This is a genomic window from Corynebacterium capitovis DSM 44611 (assembly GCF_030440535.1).
Classification (GTDB): Bacteria; Actinomycetota; Actinomycetes; order Mycobacteriales; family Mycobacteriaceae; genus Corynebacterium; species Corynebacterium capitovis.
Genome location: NZ_CP047117.1, coordinates 133,167 through 149,859, shown reverse-complemented (window position 1 = coordinate 149,859; position 16,693 = coordinate 133,167). Strand labels below are relative to the sequence as shown.

Sequence of the window (16,693 nt, the reverse complement as noted above, 5' to 3'; positions counted from 1 at the left end):
TACACTTTGTGTGGTCGCCCGCACCCCGCGGGGCCGTGCGGAAGGAGACCTTCGACGTGATCAATTCGCTGATCCACTTCTTCGAACAGCTTATGCAGATGCCGCTGTTCTATCCGCTGGTCGGCGTGATTATCGTGTGCGACGCTCTCGCACCCATCGTTCCTTCGGAATCGGTGCTGAACCTGGCGGGGGCCTTCTCGGCCGCCAAGGGCGTGCCCGACCCGTGGGGGGTGATTGCCGCCGCGGTGATCGGGGCGATCATCGGCGACAACCTCTGTTTCCACTTCGGGCACCGCCTGATTAAGGTCGTCGACCGCCTCGATCCCGATTCCCGCGCAGGTGCATCCATCTCCTGGGTGCGCCGCAACATGAGCCGAGGCGCCGGCGCGACGATCATCGTCGCGCGCTTCCTCCCCTGGGCGCGCTGGGTAGCCACGATCGTGCTGGCCTCGGCTGGGTACAGCTGGGCCGCCTTTTTTATCTACGACACCATCGGCGTCGTGGTATGGGCGTGCCTCTCCGTGGGGGTGGGCTACCTCGGCGGGACGCTCTTTGCTAATTACCCCTTGCTGGCGATGGTGGTGGGCGTCGTGCTCGGTTCGCTCGTCGGGCTGCTCATCCAGCGGCTGCAGGCGAAACTCTTCGACTGGAACGATGTTAGGCGCGGGGTCTCATCCCTCTAGACAGAAAAAATCCCCCTCCGGGGAGGGGGATTGATGCTGAAGGGCAGCTTAGAGAGCGCGCACCTTCTGAGCCTGCGGGCCCTTGGCACCCTCGCCGATCTCGAACTCGACCTGCTGGTTCTCCTCGAGGGTGCGGAAACCGCTGCCCTGGATCTCGGAGTAGTGAACGAAGACGTCAGCGGAGCCGTCGTCCGGGGCGATGAAGCCGAAGCCCTTTTCGGCGTTGAACCACTTGATTGTTCCGGTTGCCATGTGAAGTACCTTTCGATTGAAACTGGCAATGAACGGTCTGTCGATCACCAGGACCCGAAAGGACCTGGTGCCCGCGTAACAAAAACCCACGAGCACCCTCAAAGGCGCGCACAAATTCTGCGACCGAAGGCTATTGTGCCATGGAATACCCAGCCGCGCCAGTGGGTGGCATAATTTCCCGAATCTATTGGCCATTCCGGGGGTGATTCTTGTGTCCAGCTCGTATGGCGGTGAGCTCCTTTCCGAGCTGCGCGCGCGCTTTCCTGCCGCGTCGCTCACGCACGTCGAGGAAATACCGGCCCGGCCCGCGCGCTACGCCGAGTGGCCTGAGTGGGTCGACGAGGGGCTCAAAGCCTCGCTTGTCGACGCCAACCTCACCCGCCCCTACATCCACCAAGCGCTGACCGCGGACCTCGCCTGGGCGGGGCGCGATGTCGTCGTCGCCACCGGCACTGCCTCCGGCAAATCGCTCGGTTACCAGTTGCCCGTGCTCACGCGCTTGGCCCGCGACCCCCAAGCGTGCGCGATATACCTCACCCCCACCAAGGCGCTTGGATCGGACCAGCTCCACGCGGTCACGCGCCTCGCCCCTGCCGGGGTCCACGCCGCTCCCTACGACGGTGACACTCCCCCTGAGGCGCGCGGCCCGATCCGCGAGGCCAGTAGATTCATCTTCACCAATCCGGACATGCTCCACGCCGGCATCCTGCGCAATCACCAGAGGTGGGTTCGACTCCTGCGCCACCTGTGCTACATCGTGGTTGATGAGTGCCACGCCTATCGGGGTGTCTTCGGAGCCAACGTGGCGTTGGTACTGCGCCGTCTCCTCCGCCTCGCGCACGCGTACGGCGCCCACCCCGTCCTTATATTCGCCTCCGCAACGGCGGCCCACCCGGCCGCACAGGCCTCACGGTTGTGCGGGCGGCCCGTCACCCCCGTCACCGAGGATGGCTCTCCCGCCGGTTCGCGCACCATCGCGCTGTGGGAACCAGGGTTCATCGAGGGAGCCGAGGGCGACAACGGCGCTCCAGTGCGCCGCGCCGCCACGACCGAATCCGCCGACCTGATGTCCGCTCTGCTCACTCAGGGCGCTCGCACGCTTACCTTCGTGCGCTCGCGTCGTTCCGCCGAGGTCGTCGCCATGCGCGCCCACGAGGACCTGGCCGCGCAGGGTCGCGCAGACCTTGCGAGCCGAGTTGCCTCGTACCGCGCCGGGTACCTCGCCGAGGACCGCCGTGCGCTCGAGCGAGCACTTGACGACGGCACCCTCCTCGGCCTGGCCACCACCAACGCGTTAGAGCTGGGAATCGACGTGGGCGGGCTCGATGCCGTCGTGATGGCGGGGTTCCCCGGCACGGTAGCGTCGTTCCGGCAGCAAGCGGGGCGGGCGGGGCGCCGCGGCCAGGGGTCGCTTGCCGTCCTCGTGGCACGCGATGAACCGATGGACACCTATCTAGTCCACCACCCCGAGGCGCTGCTCGGCCGACCTGTGGAAAACAGCGTGTTTGACCCGCACAACCCCTACGTCCTGCGCGGCCACATCTACTGCGCCGCGGTGGAACAGCCCCTCTCCGAAGTCGACGTCGACGCCTTCGGCGCCCGCGCGGTCGTCGACGAGCTGGCGAGCGAGGGACTATTGCGGCGGCGCCCGCGTGGTTGGTTCGCTGTGCCGCAGCTCTCCGGTGACATCAGCCCCGAAAACGCGCATGCGAGCGTCAGCTTGCGAGGCGGTTCCGGCAGCGAAGTCATGATCGTAGACCAAACCGACGGGCGCTTGCTGGGCACCGTCGACACCGCTCGAGCCATGAGCCAGGTGCACGGCGGCGCGGTCTACATTCACCAGGGCAACCACTTCGTGATCGATACCCTTGACCTTCATAATTACGTCGCCTTAGCCGTCCCAGCGCAGCCGGATTACACCACGCAGGCGCGATCGACCACAGAAATCAGCATTCTCGGAGAGCCGTCCCGGTTAGACAACCCCTCCCCCGGTCTCTGGGTAGCCAACGTCGACGTCGAAGTCGTTGACCACGTCACTGGGTACGTTGTCAGACTCGCCGATGGCACGGTGTCAGAGCACATTCCGCTCGACCTGCCCCAGCAGCGCCTTGTCACCCGCGCGGTTGCCTACAGCCTCGACCCGCTCGTCCTCGATGCCGCCGGGGTGTCACCCGCCGAGGTGCCGGGCGCGCTGCACGCGGCCGAGCACGCAGCCATCGGCCTCCTCCCCCTGCTGGCCACCTGCGATCGGTGGGACATTGGCGGGGTGTCGACGGCGCTCCACCACGACACCATGCTGCCCACGGTGTTCGTCTATGACGGCCATCCGGGCGGTGCGGGTTTCGCCGACGAGGGTTTCGCCCGCTTCGCCGAATGGATCGCGGCGACCTTCGACGCAGTGCGCTCCTGCCCCTGCCAGTCGGGGTGCCCCTCCTGCGTCCAGTCGCCGAAGTGTGGAAACGGCAACCAGCCACTGGATAAGCAAGCCGCGTTGACGTTGCTGGGCGCGCTGGTCACCATGACCGGCTAGAGCGGACCCGCCCGCGACGTCGACGCCGACGCGCGCACCGTAGCCGTGACCTCGACATCCGTGCCCACCATGCGGCAATCGCGAACGGTCGCGCCATTGGCTTCTGCCGTGCGGCGGGCCGCGGAGCACGCGTCTGCGCCAACGTAGTGCGCTGTTGCAGCGGCCACAGCGGCGAGATCCGTGGCGACACGCGCCCGGTGCGAATCGGCCACCTTCGCCCCAAGACCCGCCACGACAAGGAGCAGGCCGAAGACCGCCGCAATGATCCCCGCCGACGTGACGGTCGCGTAACCGTCGTCGCGTTCAAGCCGTTTCAATCCCGTCATCGGAACTCCACGGGGAACACTGCCGAGGCCTGCATGGACATCAGCGGACCCGGAACCTCGGCTGAAACAGTTACCATTCCAGCAGCCTCAGTAACGGTAACGCTCCCACGAGGAGGGGTGTAGTCCACGCCGATAGCGTGCGCGCGAGCCGCCGCGCCCGCCACGTCGACCGCCGCAATGTAGGCGGCCATCGTCGCGATACCGGCAACGATCGCGGCCGCCACCGTCACGAGCACGGCCAGCGACAGCGCTGCTTCGACGGTGACGGAACCCGTGTCGTCGCGAAGCATTAACCCGGCTTGTTGCTTAGGGCGTCGGTGATGACTCCCTCGATGGCCGAGACAACCCCGTTGCCGTTGACGACCATATAGAGCACCCCGGCCAAAGCCGCCGCAGCCAGGGACCCGAAGGCGTATTCGATCGTGGACATTCCCCGGTCATTGCCGAGGGTGCGAAGGCGCGCCCCAAGGAAAGTAGTCGCGCGGAGGTAGAGGTGGAACATAGTGGGGATTCCTTTCTTAACGCGGTGAACTAGTGGGTGGTGAGACTTCCTGCGAGACCCAGGACGACAGGTGCCAGACCAAGGACGAAGAACGCAGGGAGGAAGAAGGCGGTCAAGGGGATGGCGATGAGGACGCCGGCGCGCTCGGCTTTCGCCGTGGCTTCGTCACCGGCAGCGCAGCGGAGGCGGTTCGCGATGCGTTCACAACCAGCTGCGATCGCGGTGCCCGAGGAGCCCGAAAGGACGACCAGGTTAGCGAGATCCGGCCCGCCCGGAAGGTGACGCATCTCTTCCCAGGCCCGGTCCGGTTCTGCGCCCAAGGCAGCCAGCGCGGCCACGGTGCGCCACGCCTCCGTTGTGGGGCGCGGGGTCGAGTGGGACTCGGCAACCGCCGCGGCGGCGGAAGCCGCCGGCATGCCCGCGCGGAAGCAGGCTGCGAAGAGCTCGATGTCCCCGGCCATGCGGATCTGGTCCGCATGGCACCGGGCGGGGCCGTCCCGCGGTGTCTTCGTGGTGGATATGCGCTCGAACGCCGGCGCCGGGGAGACGGCGAATGCCGCGGCGAACAGCACGAACGAGAACGCCACCATCATGACGCCGCCCCCTCGATGATGTAGGCGCACGCGAGGTAACCGGCGCAAACCAAAATCGTGCCCACGAGCAGGAGGATTCCGCCCACACCCCCGCCGAAGAGAATGCGCAGGGGGTGAGCACCCATCGCGGTGCCCATCGCGATGCCTGCCAGGGGCAGGGCGGAGAGCACCACGGCCGTTGTTTTCGGTCCCGCCAACGCGGCCTCCGTCGCCGCGTGGTGGCGCAACTCGTGGTCGATCCTGTCGCGGGACCCGCGGAGCAGTTCCGCGATGGGCAGCCCGCGGGACGTTGCGAGCGCCCACAGCGCACCCACCTCCCGCAGCTCCGGGGTGTCCGCAGACGTTAGGGCGTGCTCGGGGGCGCCCCCCGATTGCGCGGCCGCAACCGCGCGACGGATCTCGCGGATGAGGCCGGGCGGGGTGTCTGTGGGGAGTCGCTCGGCGGAGGCCGCGGTGGCGTCGAAAAGCGATGAGCCGGCCTGCAGATGGGAGACGAGATGACCGAGGAAACCCGCGATGAACTCGCGGGATCGGGTTCGCTGCTTCACCTGCCGGCGGCGAGAGAGAGTGCGGATGACCGTGGCCGCCACGATGCATCCGGAGATGACCACGGTGGCGCGGTCGGCCACGATGGACGCCAGCGCGACGGCGGCCACCGCGCCACCGAGCGTGGGGATGAGTGCCCGGCGCGACCGGGGATACCGGCCCCCGAGGCGCCTGCTCGGAGGTATGGGGCTGATCAACGCGGCCCCCGCGAGCCACAGCAGCGTCATGGCGCCGCCTCCCAGGTCACGCGGATCGTGACGGGGTTGCCCTCGACGGCGCCAATCTGATGTACGACACGACGCCCGTCGGGGTGGCGCTTGACCACGATCACGAAATCCACCGCCGCCGAAAGCTGAGAATGCAGGCCAGGCCGGTCCAACCCGCCCAGGGCGGCGAGAGCTTCGAGCCGCGCCGAGACCTCTCCGATGGAGTTGGCGTGGAGCGTGCCAGCGCCCCCGTCGTGGCCTGTGTTGAGAGCTGCCAGGAGGTCCACGACCTCTGCTCCCCGGATCTCACCGACGACGATTCGGTCGGGCCGCATGCGCAATGCCTGGCGCACCAGCTCCGCGATGGATATGCGTCCCACCCCCTCCGCGTTGTTACCGCGGGTAGTCAAGTTCACGACGTGTGGATGGACGGGTGCGAGCTCAAGGGTGTCCTCGATGGCGACGATGCGCTCGTGGTGCGGGACTTCGGCCAGCATCGCCGACAGAAGCGTCGTCTTTCCCGCGCCCGTCCCTCCGACGACGAGAAACGCCTTCCGCTTCTCGACTATCTCGCGCAGCGCGCCGGCCGCCTCCGCACTCAGGGACCCGCCGGCCTCGAGCTCCGCCAGTGTCGTCGTGGTTTGACGCAGTACCCGAAGCGAGATACATGTCCCGGCCGGCGAGGTGGGAGGCAAGACGGCGTGGAACCTGAGGAGCGTGCCGTCCGCCCTGGTGAGGTGCCCGTCGCAGTACGGCTGCGCGTCGTCGAGGCGGCGCCCGCAGCCCGCCGCAAAGCGCGTGGCGAGGCGGCGGACCTCTGCCTCGGAGTTAAACGTCACGGGTGATAATTCCAAGCCCGACCCCCGGTCCACGTAGACGCGGTCGGGGCCGTTGACGCACACGTCGGTGACATCCGGCCCGCCGAGGAGGGGCTCCAGGCAGCCTGCGCCCGTGGAGTCGTCGCGCAGTCTGCGCATCACGTCGAGGAGGTCAACGTCGCTGATCACCACCGCTTCTTCTCGGACCAGCGCCGCCAGCCGCGCGGGATCGGGCGCGCCGGGCTCATCGGCAAGTCGGCGTTGCACCCGCTCGATCACCGCGTCCGTCGCGGCCGGGCTGAAATCGGTGCTCATAAGCCCACCTCGCGCAGGACTGCGTCCGCGCCGCGGGCGAGGGCTCGGGGCAGTCGCTGCGGCAGACCCGAGGTTTCCACGACCCGCGAAAGGCGCGGAATATTCCCCACTTCCGCCACCACGTGCGTGTGGGCGACGCGTTCGACCTCCTGTGCGCTCAGCGAGGACCAACCGCGGTGCCGCACCACCATTGCGCAGGTAGCGCCGGCCGCGGCGCATTCCGCCACTAGTCGGGCCGCCGCGGCGGCCCCGCGTACTTCGGCTGGGGTCAGGACCACCACTACGTCCACCCGCGGGAGAAGGTCGACGGGCGCGTCCACGACGGTAAGCCCGGCCCCGCCGACGGCGGTGATCAACCTCTCGAGCGTTGCTCCGTCCAATGCGTACGGGTCATTGACCGTGGTCCGAGCGTGGGTCAACACGGCAATCCCATCCTTCGTCGCAGGCAGGGCGCGACGCACGTCGTCCCGGTTCACGGCTCCCTCGCCGACGACGATTTCACCCCACCTCGCGCCGATCTCACCCTCTATGCCGAGGAGGAGATCCAACCCGCCGGAGTAACGGTCCGCGTCGATAAGCGTGGGCGTGTGTGCCGCTCCCGCTTGTCGGGCGAGCGCCGCCCCGAATGTCGATGTCCCAACACCGCCCGCCGCCCCGACGACCGCGATGGTGCGGCCTCTGTTTTTAACCAGCGGGCGGGTGCTGGCCAGCGCGCTGAGGGCGCGAAGCACGTCACCGGCCTGCGCGGGCAACACGAACGACCCAGAGACGTGCGGGTAGATCGCGGCGGTGGCTTCGACGTCGGCAAGATCGGCCCCGACGAGGAAAACGCCCGGCCGGGGTGGCAGGTGTGCTGTCTGGGCGGCAAAAGTGACGTCGAGAAGCACGGCGTAGGCGCGTGGGTAATCTGGCAGGAGGGAATCAGCCGGGCCCACGTCGACAATGGGGCGCCCCGTGGCGGCCGCGATATGAATGGCCTCGGGGTGAACCGACGCGTCGTCGACTGCGACGAGGAGCGGCTCTGTCAGAGTGATGGCTGAGGTCATGCCTCAACAATCCTTGGGGGCGCGGTCAGGAACAATGCAGTGGCGCACCAGGCTGGGGATAACCCGCTTCTTCGGTGACACGTCACCGCAATTGCTGTGGATAACTGGCCTCGGGCATAAGGGACGGCCCGCGCCTCGGGGGGGTGTGCGCGGGCCGTCGATAACCCGGCCTCGGGGGGGTTGGGCCGGGGCAGGCCACACTGTATATCGGGGCCATGCGAGGCTCATTATGGCACACCAGCCCCACGGGAGGCAAGACGTCACGCCGAAATGCGAACAATTTTGCTAAAACCGCAGCTCACTCCCCGTGTCGCGCCACGGGTTACACTTACACCTATGTCTTCCTCCGCCGTCGCTTTGCGCCGTACCGCGGCTTTCTTTGACCTGGACAAGACGATCATCGCCACCTCGTCCGCCTTCGCCTTCGGCCGCGAGTTCCTCAGCAACGGTTTGATCACCCGTCAGGAAGCCCTAGAGCTGTACCTGTCCAAAGCCACATACATGTTTTCTGGACACAGCGACGAGCAGATGGACTCCACCCGGGACCAGCTGACTCGAATGGTGGCCGGGTGGTCGGTCGAAGACATCGACCGGATCACCACCGAAACGATGCACAACGTCGTCACCCCCGCCATATATGCTGAGGCCAGGGAACTTATCGACGAGCACCGGTCCACCGGGCGCGACGTCATCATCATCTCCGCCTCGGCCTCCATCCTCGTGGAGCCTATCGCCCGGGAACTGGGGGTGCACACCGTCGTCGCAACGGAGCTGGAAGTCAAGGATGGAAAGCTCACGGGCGAGATCACCCGCTACCTCAAGGGCGGGGCCAAGGCCGATGCCGTCGCAGAATTCGCTCGCAGGCACGGTTACGACCTGTCTCGCAGTTACGCCTACTCCGACTCGGCCACGGACATCCCCATGCTCGAAGCAGTGGGGCACCCCGTCGCCGTCAACCCTGATCGTGCCTTGCGCAAGCACGCGATGAAGCAGGGGTGGGACGTCCGCATCTTCCGCAACCCCGAGCCGCTCATTCAAATGCCCAACGCCAAGGAAGTCGGGATCGGCGCTGGAGTAGTGGCTGGCGCAACGGCGCTCGCGGCCCTGGGTCTATGGCTGGCGCAACGACTGGGGACGAGCCAACGCGCGGCGGGCCGCACGCCCGACTAAAGCGTCAGCACAGGATTTAGTGATAAAGTCGCATTCATCGTGCCAGCGCAGCTAGGAAGGTAGTTATAGTGAGCGACAAGGGTCTATATACCGACGGGTCCACCGCAATCTCCGCCAAAGTGGATTCGATCCCGTTGCGTGACACCGACGTTACCCAACCGGGGCAGGATTCCATCGGCACCCTCATTTCCAACGCGACCGAGCAGATGTCCACCCTCGTGCGCAGCGAAATCGAGCTGGCCAAGTCCGAGGTTGTGGGTGAGGTGAAGAAGGGTGCCGTGGGAGGCGGCCTCCTCGCCGGCGCAGGCGTCGTCGCCCTGTACTCGACGTTTTTCCTGTTCCTCTTCGTCGCCGCTCTCCTCGCGCAGTGGCTGCCGTGGTGGGCCGCCTTCCTCATCGTCTTCCTCGTCATGCTGGCGGTTGCGGGAATCCTCGCTTTTATCGGCCTGAAAAAGTTCAAGAACATCCAGGCCCCGAAAAAGACGATTTCCTCCGTTAACGAACTGAAGAACCTCGTTCCGGGCCAGGCACAGAAGAACCTGGCCAAGGATGACAGCGGGCTGTACACCTCTGCCGGCGAGCTCGCCTCGACCACCCGGAAGTAAGGTCCCATCCCCCGTTTCCCGTGGCGCGGCAGGAGAGACGTCTTTCGCCCAAGGTGGCGGAGGTCCACGGAGAGTTCACCCACCGGATGCTGCACACCCGCGGGGTGCGCCTCCACGTTGCCACTGCCGGGGATCAGTCCCACCCACTGCTGCTCCTCCTCCATGGCGCGTACGGAGCCTGGTTCGATTTCAAGGACGTCCTCGGCCCCTTGGGCGCCGCAGGGTTTCACGCCGTTGCTCTGGATATGCGCGGTTACGGGCTGTCTGACAAGCCCGCGCAACGCCGGGGAGATTCCGCCCGCGTCGCGATCGGTGACCTGCGCGACGTGATCACGACGCTAGGCCACCGCCGGGTGACGCTCGTCGGCCAAGGGGTCGGCGGGGCTCTCGCCTGGCAGTTCGCGGCCGCGCACCCAGATCACATCGAGGCGCTTGTCTCGCTGTCTGCCGCCCACCCCGCCGACATGGGCTACGCCTTAGCAACGCGACCCTGGCGCCACGGCCGGAGTATCACGCGGCAGGTGGTCGCCCGTTCGCCCCTGCGCCTTCTGCAACGTTCGGACGAGGCGGTACGTCGCGACCTCCTCGCGGCCACCGAGCCCGCATTCCACGCCTCGTCCCAATTCGCCCAGACGCTGCAACTGCGCCAGCGCGCCGCGCGCATCGACCACGCCTGGCCCAACCTGAGCGCCGCGCCGCGCCTGCTGACGCAGCGGGCCGCGAACTCCGCGCACCCAGTCACCGCGCCCGTCCTCTTGCTGCAGCCCCCCGGATTCGGCGGCGCGGTGCTCGCGCGCCGCCAGTCACAGAGGGCCACCGGGGAATGCGCCGTCGCTCACATTTCTGGGACCAAGCACCTGCCGCATATGGAACGCCCCGAGCGGTTTGTGCGCGCCGTCGAGAAGTTTAACCCGGCCTCCTAGCGCGCGACGCAGCTCTGCGTATCAACGCTGCTGGTCAGCGACGCGAAATCCCCCACGCTGGCGAGCACCTGACGAGTAGTCAGCGCGTAGCCGGTGTCAGAGGAGTCAATGGATGCGCCGAAAACGACGCCAGCAACGCTTCCATCCGGGGTGAGCAAAGGGCCGCCCGAATTGCCCTGCCGTATCGTGCCGCGCACGGTGTACGCTTCCCGCTCCACCCGTCCGGAGGCGTAAATATTGGGGCCGGCAATCGTGGTCACGCCGCGAATGCGCGCGGCGGCGGCTTCAAACGGGCCCGATTGGGGGAACCCCATCACCACGGCGTCATTCCCCGTACCCAGGGTGGCGTCGGCGAAGGGAAGCGGATCCAGGCCAAGGCCTGGCGACCACAGAACGGCGATGTCGATGCCCGGGTCGTAGAACACCACGGTGGCGCGCTGGACACCCAGCACGGTATCGAGATTCACCGCGTCCGTCCCCGCGACGACGTGGGCGTTGGTAATGACGTAGTCCTGCGCGGCGACGAAGCCAGAGCCCATGAGGCGGCGATCGCACGACCCGGCATCCGCCATGACGTGAACTACGCTCGGCCGGGTCTGCTTAACTACGTCGGCGTCGATCGCGCCGGCGTCCGGAGCCGCGACCGAGGACGCGGGGGAAAACGGCGTGACCAAGGGGGGCAGCCCCGAGTCGTCGAGAAGGGCGGCGAACCGAGCGGGTAGAGCGTGCGCGCTGGCGGGGGCCGCGGCGTCTAGAGCCGCGAGGATGCGCGAGCTGCGCAACCCCTCCCCCACGGGCCCAGGAACAACCGTGGCCAGCGGGATCGAGACAAACCAAATGGCTACCGCGACCGCTGTGACCTGGAACAGGGCGCCGCACACGGAGTCAAGGACCTGCGTCGAGCGGAGCCTGGCGCGATCTCTAAGACGGATCCCGATCATCGTCCCCACGACGTTTCCCAGTCCCACGAAAACGACGACGAGGGCAAGGACGGTAAACACCCTGACCAGGTGACTCGAGCTCCACTGCTGGACGGGGATGGATGTTGACAAACCCACGACAAGGCCGGCGAGGATGCCCACGGCGGCAAGCACCGCCGTCAGCGCCCCTCGGCGCCAGCCGCTCATGAGGGCCACAAACATCGTCACGCCAAGGGCCGCATCTACGACGAGGTGTGCGTTCAACCTACATCCGCTCCTTACAACCCGCGCTGCTGGGCTGCAATGTTACCCCGCCCCCCTCATGAGAAGTGGCGTTCCCCATTACGGGACCGCTTGAGTGCCGAGCGGAGGGGCACGATGCGCCCGCTCTCCCACGGTTTCGCCCAGCTCCCGGCGCGCAGTAGGGCGTCGAGAAGGGCGCCCGTGAAACCCCACACCAGGTAGTCATTGACCCAGAAGGCGGGACCGTGCCACGCCAGCATGCCCACCTGCACGCGGTTGGCCGGCTCGATGAGGTCGGCCAGGGAGGCGAAGAAAACATCATCGGTTTCCTGCACGCTAGCCACGCGGGTTTCTCCCGGGTCCGCGGAGTAAGCGAGAACGGGGGCGACAGCTCGGCCGCTGCCCCCGGTAGTCACCGTATCGAGAGTAGCTAGAGGCGCAACCCGCGCGCGCTCCAATCCCGTTTCCTCCCAGGCCTCGCGAAGCGCCGCGTCGACGGGGCCCGCGTCGCCCGGATCGATGCGGCCACCGGGAAAGGCCATCTGGCCCGAGTGGCTGCGCATCGTCGGCGTCCGGTGGGTGAGGAGCACGCGGGCGTCACCCGGGAGGTCTTTCGCACCGGGGTCGCCGCTGAGCAGCATGAGCACGGCCGCCTCCGCAGCGGTGTCCTTCTGCGGTACCCGCCGCCCCAGCAGCCGCCGCAGCTGGTCGCTCGACGCGTCCAGCCCGCGGACCAGCGGGCTCATCCACTCGGGTGCCGAGGCCGGCAGAGCGGGCACGTCACTCATCTAAACCACCTGGCCCACGGCATCGTTCACAGCGTCTACCGAATCGAAGGTGCGCGCGAACACGGCGATCTGTTTGCCATCGCGCAGCACCACGGTCACGGGCACAACAGCCGGCAATCCGAGCGTGCCTGCAAAGGCGTTGGAATCGTCCTGGTAGCTGGGGATGTGCACCCCGAGTTGGGTCAGCAGGTCTGCGCCCCGGGACGCCGACGGATCGGCGTGGACTCCCACGACCGTGTACTCGGGATGGCGCGCGGCGAATTCGTCAACAACCGGTAGCTCGGCTCGGCACGGTTCGCACCACCACGCCCAGAGGTTCACCACCGTAATTCCCGCTTCCGCGGCGGCGTTCTCCTGCCCGCCGAGGCACGGCAATTCGACTCCCGCGACGCTACCTGCGGGGCAGTCGGGGCGCGGGGCGACGGGCACCTCGCTTGTCGACGCCCCCTCGCCCGGGTTTCCCACGCCTTTCCCGCCCTTCGCGACCAGTGCGTACAGACCGGCAGCAATGACGGCGGTGGCGAGAACCACCGCCACGATTCCCACAACGACGGACCTGTTGAGCGTGCGCATCAGCGCTCCCTTCCGAACGCAAGGATGTGGCCCCGCTCCGGGCCCGTCACGCGCTCGGCGGCAGTCGTCGGGACAATCGGCCCATCGACGCCGAAACTCGGGCAATCGAAGGCGATGGGGCACACCCCGCATGCAGGCCGGCGCGCGTGACACACCCGCCGCCCGTGAAAGATGATGCGGTGGGAAAACATGGTCCACTCTTGACGCTCGATGAGCTCCCCCACCGCGTGTTCAATCTTGACGGGGTCGGTCTCCTCAGTCAGCAGCAGGCGGCGCGCCAGCCGCTGAAAGTGGGTATCGACGGTCAACCCCGGCAGACCGAACGCGTTGCCGCGGACCACGTGGGCGGTTTTCCGCCCCACTCCGGGCAGGGTGACCAGATCCTCCAGCGCGACGGGGACCTCCCCGCCGAAGTCGGCCACGAGTTTGCGCCCCAGCCCGATGAGGTTCGCCGCTTTGGCTCGGTAGAAGCCAGTAGGGCGGATAATCGCCTCGACCTCTGCGGGCGTGGCGGAGGCGTAAGCGGAGGCCGTCGGGAAGCGGGCGAAGAGCTCGGGAGTAACCTGATTGACGCGCACGTCCGTCGTTTGGGCGGAGAGGACGGTGGCGACAAGCAGCTCTAAGGGGGTGGAAAAGTCCAGCTCCGCGTGCGCGTCGGGGAAGACGGCCGCAAGCGTTCGGTTGATGCGGCGCGCCCGCCGGATACGGCCGCGCGGCGTCTCCGTACCTCGGGCAGCCGGGTGCGCGCCCGGGCGGCGGTGCCGCTGGGGTGTGAGGCTCGCGCCCCGGTTGTCACTCATGCCTCAGAAGTCTAATCCAGCGCCGCCGGGATCCGAAAGCGCCACAAAAAGCGCGTTCTGTGACGAACCTCCTACTTTTTGCTAGACTTCCGGGTTGATTGTGGCGAGGCGCGTTTCGCGCGCTCGCCCCACCGATTTCACCCATCCGAGGAGGACCTATGGAAGGCGTACACGATACCCTTGCCCGCGCAGGCATCTTTCAGGGCGTGGACCCCGACGCGGTCTCCGCCCTTATTAATGACATGGAGACCGTTCACTTCGGGCGGGGCACAACGATTTTCGACGAGGGCGAGCCCGGCGACCGCCTGTACATCATCACCGAGGGCAAGGTGAAGCTTGCCCGCCACGCCCCGGACGGCCGCGAGAACCTCCTGTCCGTGATGGGGCCCTCCGACATGTTCGGCGAGCTGTCGATCTTCGATCCGGGCCCCCGCACCTCCTCGGCCGTGTGCGTGACCGAGGTATCGGCAGCGACGATGAACTCCGAGATGCTGAAAGAGTGGATCAGCAACCACCCGGAGATCTCCCAGCAGCTGCTGCGTGTGCTCGCTCGTCGTCTGCGCCGCACCAACGCCTCGCTCGCTGACCTCATCTTCACCGACGTGCCCGGGCGCGTCGCCAAGACGCTGCTGCAGCTGGCAAACCGCTTCGGTATCCAAGAGGGTGGCGCGCTGCGCGTCAACCACGACCTCACCCAGGAAGAGATCGCGCAGCTCGTAGGCGCCTCGCGGGAGACGGTGAACAAGGCGCTGGCCACGTTCGCCCACCGGGGATGGATCCGCCTGGAAGGCAAGTCCGTGCTGATCGTCGATACGGAGCACCTCGCACGGCGCGCCCGCTAGCGGTTCTACTACGCCTTGAGGTAGCGCAGCGCCACGCGGGTCGACTGCTCCGCCGCGCCACGCAGGACGGGATCCACGTCGTCGTAGATCTCATCGACTAAGGCGCTGACGCTGACGTCCGGGCCGAGCTTCTCCAGCGCCGCGCGGATCTGCTCCAGGCGCTGGTTGCGGCGGTCGATGTATTTGCGGGCGTAGGCCGACAGGTCGGCTCCTTCCGGGCCGTGGCCCGGCAGCAGCGGGATGTTCTTGCCCACCTCCTCCAGCATGGACAAGGTGTCCAGGTAGGCGCCGAGGTCGCCGTCCGTTTCCGAGATCATGGTGGTGTGTCGGCCAGCGATCGTATCGCCGGTGATGATGCCCTCTAGCGGGCTTTCCTCGGCCGTGCCGGTGTAGACGAAGTAAGAGACTGAGTCGCTCGTGTGACCCGGGGTGGCTACGACCTTAATCTGGGGTGTCACGCCGTCGAGGGCGATGACTTCCCCATCGCTCAGCGCCGGGGCGCCCGTGCAGTAATTGGGGTCCAAAGCCCGAATCGGCGCGCCGGTGAGCTGCCGGAAGCGACCCGCCCCATCGGCGTGGTCGTGGTGCCGGTGGGTCAGCAGGATCAGCGCCACCTTGTCCGCTTTCGTCTGCAGGACATTGAGATGCCCCTCGTCTTCCGGGCCCGGATCGACGACGATGGAGAATTCGTCATCCGGATCCCGGATCACCCAGGAGTTCGTCCCCTCCAGCGCCGCGTAGCTCGGGTTCGGCGCGAGGACGACCGCGGCGGATTGCGTCACAGGGCGCAGTTGGCTGTAAGCAGGATGCTGCATACGTGCAAGCTTAGCGCTTTACCCCGTCTTTGAGCTCCACGACAAGTTCAACCTCAACCGGGGAATCGAGCGGCAGAACCGGCACTCCGACTGCGGAACGCGCGTGGGCGCCGGCCTCGCCGAACACCTCGTCCAGCAGGTCGCTTACCCCATTAACGACGCCCGGCTGCCCCGTAAAGGACGGATCAGAAGAGACGAAACCGACGACCTTGAGCACCCGCTCTACGTTGTCGATGCCGACCAGGGAATCCACGGCAGCCAGCGCGTTTAACCCGCACTGGCGAGCGTAGGCGTAGGCGACCTCCGCCGATACGGCGGCGCCAACTTTTCCTGTGGCGGGCAAAGAACCGTCGATAAGCGGGAGCTGCCCCGATGTCCACACCTGGCGCCCGACCTGGATCGCGGGGACGTACGACGCGAGAGGGGCGACGACGGGAGGCAGCTCGATGCCGAGGTCGCGGAGTCGCTCGGACCACGTTGCCCGCATTGCTTACTCCGCCTCGCGCTTCATGTACGCCACGAGGTTGTCAGCCGTGGGCCCGGGAACGACGCTGACAAGCTCCCACCCGTCCTCCCCCCACGTGTCCAGGATCTGCTTGGTGGCGTGAGTGAGCAGCGGCACTGTGGCGTATTCCCATTTAGTCATGGACTCATCCTACCGGGGCCGGACGGGGTTAGAGGCCGTCGATGTCTGCGCCAGAGGCAAGGTGGGCGGCCCAATCCGTGACGTGGGGATTCTTCCTTAACACCGCGCGGCGCTGGCGCTCGGTCAACCCACCCCACACACCGAACTCAACCCGATTATCTAAGGCATCGGCCCGGCACTCCATCATGACCGGGCAGAGGCGGCAGATGGCAGCCGCCTTGCGCTGCTCGGCGCCACGAACGAAGAGCGCGTCGGGGTCCCCCGAGCGGCACGTCGCCATGGTGACCCATTCTCCACGGTCGCGGACACTGGTGCGGGGCCAAAGCGTTGTCGTCATCGACGGTCTCCTTAACAAGGCTGCGAAGTGAGCCGAATACCGGATCCTCAGAGAAACTCCGTCTCGTTGGGGCCAGGTCCAGCGCAAACGCGGAATCTCTCATCTGGAATGAATTGATTTGTAAGTGTATTCACAGCGCACCCCGGATGTCGAATGGGTCACACAAAAAGGGGGGAACGGGCATTCCCCCGCGCCAGTGCCGTCACATAAGGTA

The 16,693-nt window shown here is 66.9% G+C and carries 22 protein-coding genes; 6 read left to right on the top strand and 16 right to left on the bottom strand.

Annotated features, from left to right (window positions below; translation table 11 throughout):
- Positions 1–56: 56 nt before the first annotated feature.
- On the top strand, positions 57–683 hold the full coding sequence (locus CAPI_RS00770) for a DedA family protein (RefSeq protein WP_018017364.1): 627 nt from the start codon (positions 57–59) through the stop codon (positions 681–683).
- 48 nt (positions 684–731) lie between these two features.
- On the opposite strand, the gene CAPI_RS00765 is transcribed toward CAPI_RS00770, so the two are convergent.
- Positions 732–935 (bottom strand): cold-shock protein, encoded by a 204-nt coding sequence (locus CAPI_RS00765; RefSeq protein WP_018017363.1) that lies wholly within the window; start codon positions 933–935, stop codon positions 732–734.
- Between the two features lie 211 nt (positions 936–1,146).
- On the opposite strand from CAPI_RS00765, the gene CAPI_RS00760 reads away from it, so the two are divergent.
- Positions 1,147–3,465 (top strand): DEAD/DEAH box helicase, encoded by a 2,319-nt coding sequence (locus CAPI_RS00760; protein WP_018017362.1) that lies wholly within the window; start codon positions 1,147–1,149, stop codon positions 3,463–3,465.
- Here the strand turns inward: CAPI_RS00760 and CAPI_RS00755 are convergent.
- From CAPI_RS00755 to ssd, 7 genes are read right to left on the bottom strand one after another with little or no spacing between them, the layout of a single operon-like run.
- Positions 3,462–3,791, bottom strand: a complete 330-nt coding sequence (locus CAPI_RS00755; protein ID WP_018017361.1) for an Rv3654c family TadE-like protein — start codon at positions 3,789–3,791, stop codon at positions 3,462–3,464. The genes CAPI_RS00760 and CAPI_RS00755 overlap by 4 nt on opposite strands.
- Positions 3,788–4,081 carry a hypothetical protein gene (locus CAPI_RS00750; RefSeq protein WP_018017360.1) on the bottom strand — a complete coding sequence of 98 codons (294 nt, stop codon included), beginning with the start codon at positions 4,079–4,081 and terminating at the stop codon, positions 3,788–3,790. The genes CAPI_RS00755 and CAPI_RS00750 overlap by 4 nt, the downstream gene beginning before the upstream one ends.
- Positions 4,081–4,293, bottom strand: a complete 213-nt coding sequence (locus tag CAPI_RS00745; protein WP_018017359.1) for a DUF4244 domain-containing protein — start codon at positions 4,291–4,293, stop codon at positions 4,081–4,083. The genes CAPI_RS00750 and CAPI_RS00745 overlap by 1 nt, the downstream gene beginning before the upstream one ends.
- A gap of 29 nt (positions 4,294–4,322) precedes the next feature.
- Positions 4,323–4,886, bottom strand: coding sequence for a type II secretion system F family protein (locus tag CAPI_RS00740; RefSeq protein WP_018017358.1), 564 nt, complete (start codon positions 4,884–4,886; stop codon positions 4,323–4,325).
- On the bottom strand, positions 4,883–5,659 hold the full coding sequence (locus tag CAPI_RS00735; RefSeq protein ID WP_018017357.1) for a type II secretion system F family protein: 777 nt from the start codon (positions 5,657–5,659) through the stop codon (positions 4,883–4,885). The genes CAPI_RS00740 and CAPI_RS00735 overlap by 4 nt, the downstream gene beginning before the upstream one ends.
- Positions 5,656–6,771, bottom strand: coding sequence for a TadA family conjugal transfer-associated ATPase (locus CAPI_RS00730; RefSeq protein WP_018017356.1), 1,116 nt, complete (start codon positions 6,769–6,771; stop codon positions 5,656–5,658). Before CAPI_RS00730 ends, CAPI_RS00735 begins: the two co-directional genes overlap by 4 nt.
- Positions 6,768–7,817, bottom strand: a complete 1,050-nt coding sequence (ssd, locus tag CAPI_RS00725; RefSeq protein WP_018017355.1) for a septum site-determining protein Ssd — start codon at positions 7,815–7,817, stop codon at positions 6,768–6,770. The genes CAPI_RS00730 and ssd overlap by 4 nt, the downstream gene beginning before the upstream one ends.
- Before the next feature lie 336 nt (positions 7,818–8,153).
- Between ssd and CAPI_RS00720 the strand changes: the two genes are divergently transcribed.
- From CAPI_RS00720 to CAPI_RS00710, 3 genes are all read left to right on the top strand, one after another.
- Complete coding sequence (locus CAPI_RS00720; protein WP_018017354.1) at positions 8,154–8,987, top strand: HAD family hydrolase; 834 nt, start codon at positions 8,154–8,156, stop codon at positions 8,985–8,987.
- Between the two features lie 68 nt (positions 8,988–9,055).
- Entirely contained in the window at positions 9,056–9,592 is a 537-nt protein-coding gene (locus CAPI_RS00715) for a phage holin family protein (protein ID WP_018017353.1), read from the top strand.
- 20 nt (positions 9,593–9,612) lie between these two features.
- Complete coding sequence (locus CAPI_RS00710) at positions 9,613–10,515, top strand: alpha/beta fold hydrolase (RefSeq protein ID WP_026157106.1); 903 nt, start codon at positions 9,613–9,615, stop codon at positions 10,513–10,515.
- Here the strand turns inward: CAPI_RS00710 and CAPI_RS00705 are convergent.
- Genes CAPI_RS00705 through nth form a run of 4 tightly spaced genes read right to left on the bottom strand, consistent with a single transcriptional unit; the run spans position 10,512 to position 13,839 of the window.
- Positions 10,512–11,699: a MarP family serine protease gene (locus CAPI_RS00705; RefSeq protein ID WP_018017351.1), complete on the bottom strand. Its 1,188-nt coding sequence runs from the start codon at positions 11,697–11,699 to the stop codon at positions 10,512–10,514. The genes CAPI_RS00710 and CAPI_RS00705 overlap by 4 nt on opposite strands.
- A gap of 56 nt (positions 11,700–11,755) precedes the next feature.
- The gene (locus CAPI_RS00700) at positions 11,756–12,466 is read right to left on the bottom strand and encodes an NUDIX hydrolase (protein WP_018017350.1); all 711 of its coding nucleotides are present in this window, start codon (positions 12,464–12,466) and stop codon (positions 11,756–11,758) included.
- Complete coding sequence (locus CAPI_RS00695; protein ID WP_018017349.1) at positions 12,467–13,039, bottom strand: TlpA family protein disulfide reductase; 573 nt, start codon at positions 13,037–13,039, stop codon at positions 12,467–12,469. It lies immediately after the preceding gene.
- Positions 13,039–13,839 (bottom strand): endonuclease III, encoded by an 801-nt coding sequence (nth, locus tag CAPI_RS00690; RefSeq protein WP_018017348.1) that lies wholly within the window; start codon positions 13,837–13,839, stop codon positions 13,039–13,041. The genes CAPI_RS00695 and nth overlap by 1 nt, the downstream gene beginning before the upstream one ends.
- Positions 13,840–13,997: 158 nt before the next feature.
- Between nth and glxR the strand changes: the two genes are divergently transcribed.
- On the top strand, positions 13,998–14,681 hold the full coding sequence (gene glxR, locus CAPI_RS00685) for a CRP-like cAMP-activated global transcriptional regulator GlxR (RefSeq protein WP_018017347.1): 684 nt from the start codon (positions 13,998–14,000) through the stop codon (positions 14,679–14,681).
- Positions 14,682–14,689: 8 nt separating this feature from the next.
- Here the strand turns inward: glxR and CAPI_RS00680 are convergent, their stop codons facing one another.
- Genes CAPI_RS00680 through CAPI_RS00665 form a run of 4 tightly spaced genes read right to left on the bottom strand, consistent with a single transcriptional unit; the run spans position 14,690 to position 16,479 of the window.
- Positions 14,690–15,496 carry an MBL fold metallo-hydrolase gene (locus CAPI_RS00680; protein ID WP_026157105.1) on the bottom strand — a complete coding sequence of 269 codons (807 nt, stop codon included), beginning with the start codon at positions 15,494–15,496 and terminating at the stop codon, positions 14,690–14,692.
- Positions 15,497–15,506: 10 nt separating this feature from the next.
- The gene (locus CAPI_RS00675; RefSeq protein ID WP_018017345.1) at positions 15,507–15,983 is read right to left on the bottom strand and encodes a RidA family protein; all 477 of its coding nucleotides are present in this window, start codon (positions 15,981–15,983) and stop codon (positions 15,507–15,509) included.
- 3 nt (positions 15,984–15,986) lie between these two features.
- Complete coding sequence (sp36, locus tag CAPI_RS00670; RefSeq protein ID WP_018017344.1) at positions 15,987–16,142, bottom strand: Sp36 family protein; 156 nt, start codon at positions 16,140–16,142, stop codon at positions 15,987–15,989.
- Positions 16,143–16,170: 28 nt separating this feature from the next.
- Complete coding sequence (locus tag CAPI_RS00665) at positions 16,171–16,479, bottom strand: WhiB family transcriptional regulator (protein WP_018017343.1); 309 nt, start codon at positions 16,477–16,479, stop codon at positions 16,171–16,173.
- Positions 16,480–16,693: the final 214 nt, after the last annotated feature.

Coding starts and splice junctions, on each gene's coding strand:
- CAPI_RS00765 (WP_018017363.1), bottom strand. CDS start 935: ATGGCAACCGGAACAATCAAGTGGTTCAACGCCGAAAAGGGCTTCGGC.
- CAPI_RS00755 (WP_018017361.1), bottom strand. CDS start 3,791: ATGACGGGATTGAAACGGCTTGAACGCGACGACGGTTACGCGACCGTC.
- CAPI_RS00750 (WP_018017360.1), bottom strand. CDS start 4,081: ATGCTTCGCGACGACACGGGTTCCGTCACCGTCGAAGCAGCGCTGTCG.
- CAPI_RS00745 (WP_018017359.1), bottom strand. CDS start 4,293: ATGTTCCACCTCTACCTCCGCGCGACTACTTTCCTTGGGGCGCGCCTT.
- CAPI_RS00740 (WP_018017358.1), bottom strand. CDS start 4,886: ATGATGGTGGCGTTCTCGTTCGTGCTGTTCGCCGCGGCATTCGCCGTC.
- CAPI_RS00735 (WP_018017357.1), bottom strand. CDS start 5,659: ATGACGCTGCTGTGGCTCGCGGGGGCCGCGTTGATCAGCCCCATACCT.
- CAPI_RS00730 (WP_018017356.1), bottom strand. CDS start 6,771: ATGAGCACCGATTTCAGCCCGGCCGCGACGGACGCGGTGATCGAGCGG.
- ssd (WP_018017355.1), bottom strand. CDS start 7,817: ATGACCTCAGCCATCACTCTGACAGAGCCGCTCCTCGTCGCAGTCGAC.
- CAPI_RS00720 (WP_018017354.1), top strand. CDS start 8,154: ATGTCTTCCTCCGCCGTCGCTTTGCGCCGTACCGCGGCTTTCTTTGAC.
- CAPI_RS00700 (WP_018017350.1), bottom strand. CDS start 12,466: ATGAGTGACGTGCCCGCTCTGCCGGCCTCGGCACCCGAGTGGATGAGC.
- CAPI_RS00695 (WP_018017349.1), bottom strand. CDS start 13,039: ATGCGCACGCTCAACAGGTCCGTCGTTGTGGGAATCGTGGCGGTGGTT.
- nth (WP_018017348.1), bottom strand. CDS start 13,839: ATGAGTGACAACCGGGGCGCGAGCCTCACACCCCAGCGGCACCGCCGC.
- glxR (WP_018017347.1), top strand. CDS start 13,998: ATGGAAGGCGTACACGATACCCTTGCCCGCGCAGGCATCTTTCAGGGC.
- CAPI_RS00680 (WP_026157105.1), bottom strand. CDS start 15,496: ATGCAGCATCCTGCTTACAGCCAACTGCGCCCTGTGACGCAATCCGCC.
- CAPI_RS00675 (WP_018017345.1), bottom strand. CDS start 15,983: ATGCGGGCAACGTGGTCCGAGCGACTCCGCGACCTCGGCATCGAGCTG.
- sp36 (WP_018017344.1), bottom strand. CDS start 16,142: ATGACTAAATGGGAATACGCCACAGTGCCGCTGCTCACTCACGCCACC.
- CAPI_RS00665 (WP_018017343.1), bottom strand. CDS start 16,479: ATGACGACAACGCTTTGGCCCCGCACCAGTGTCCGCGACCGTGGAGAA.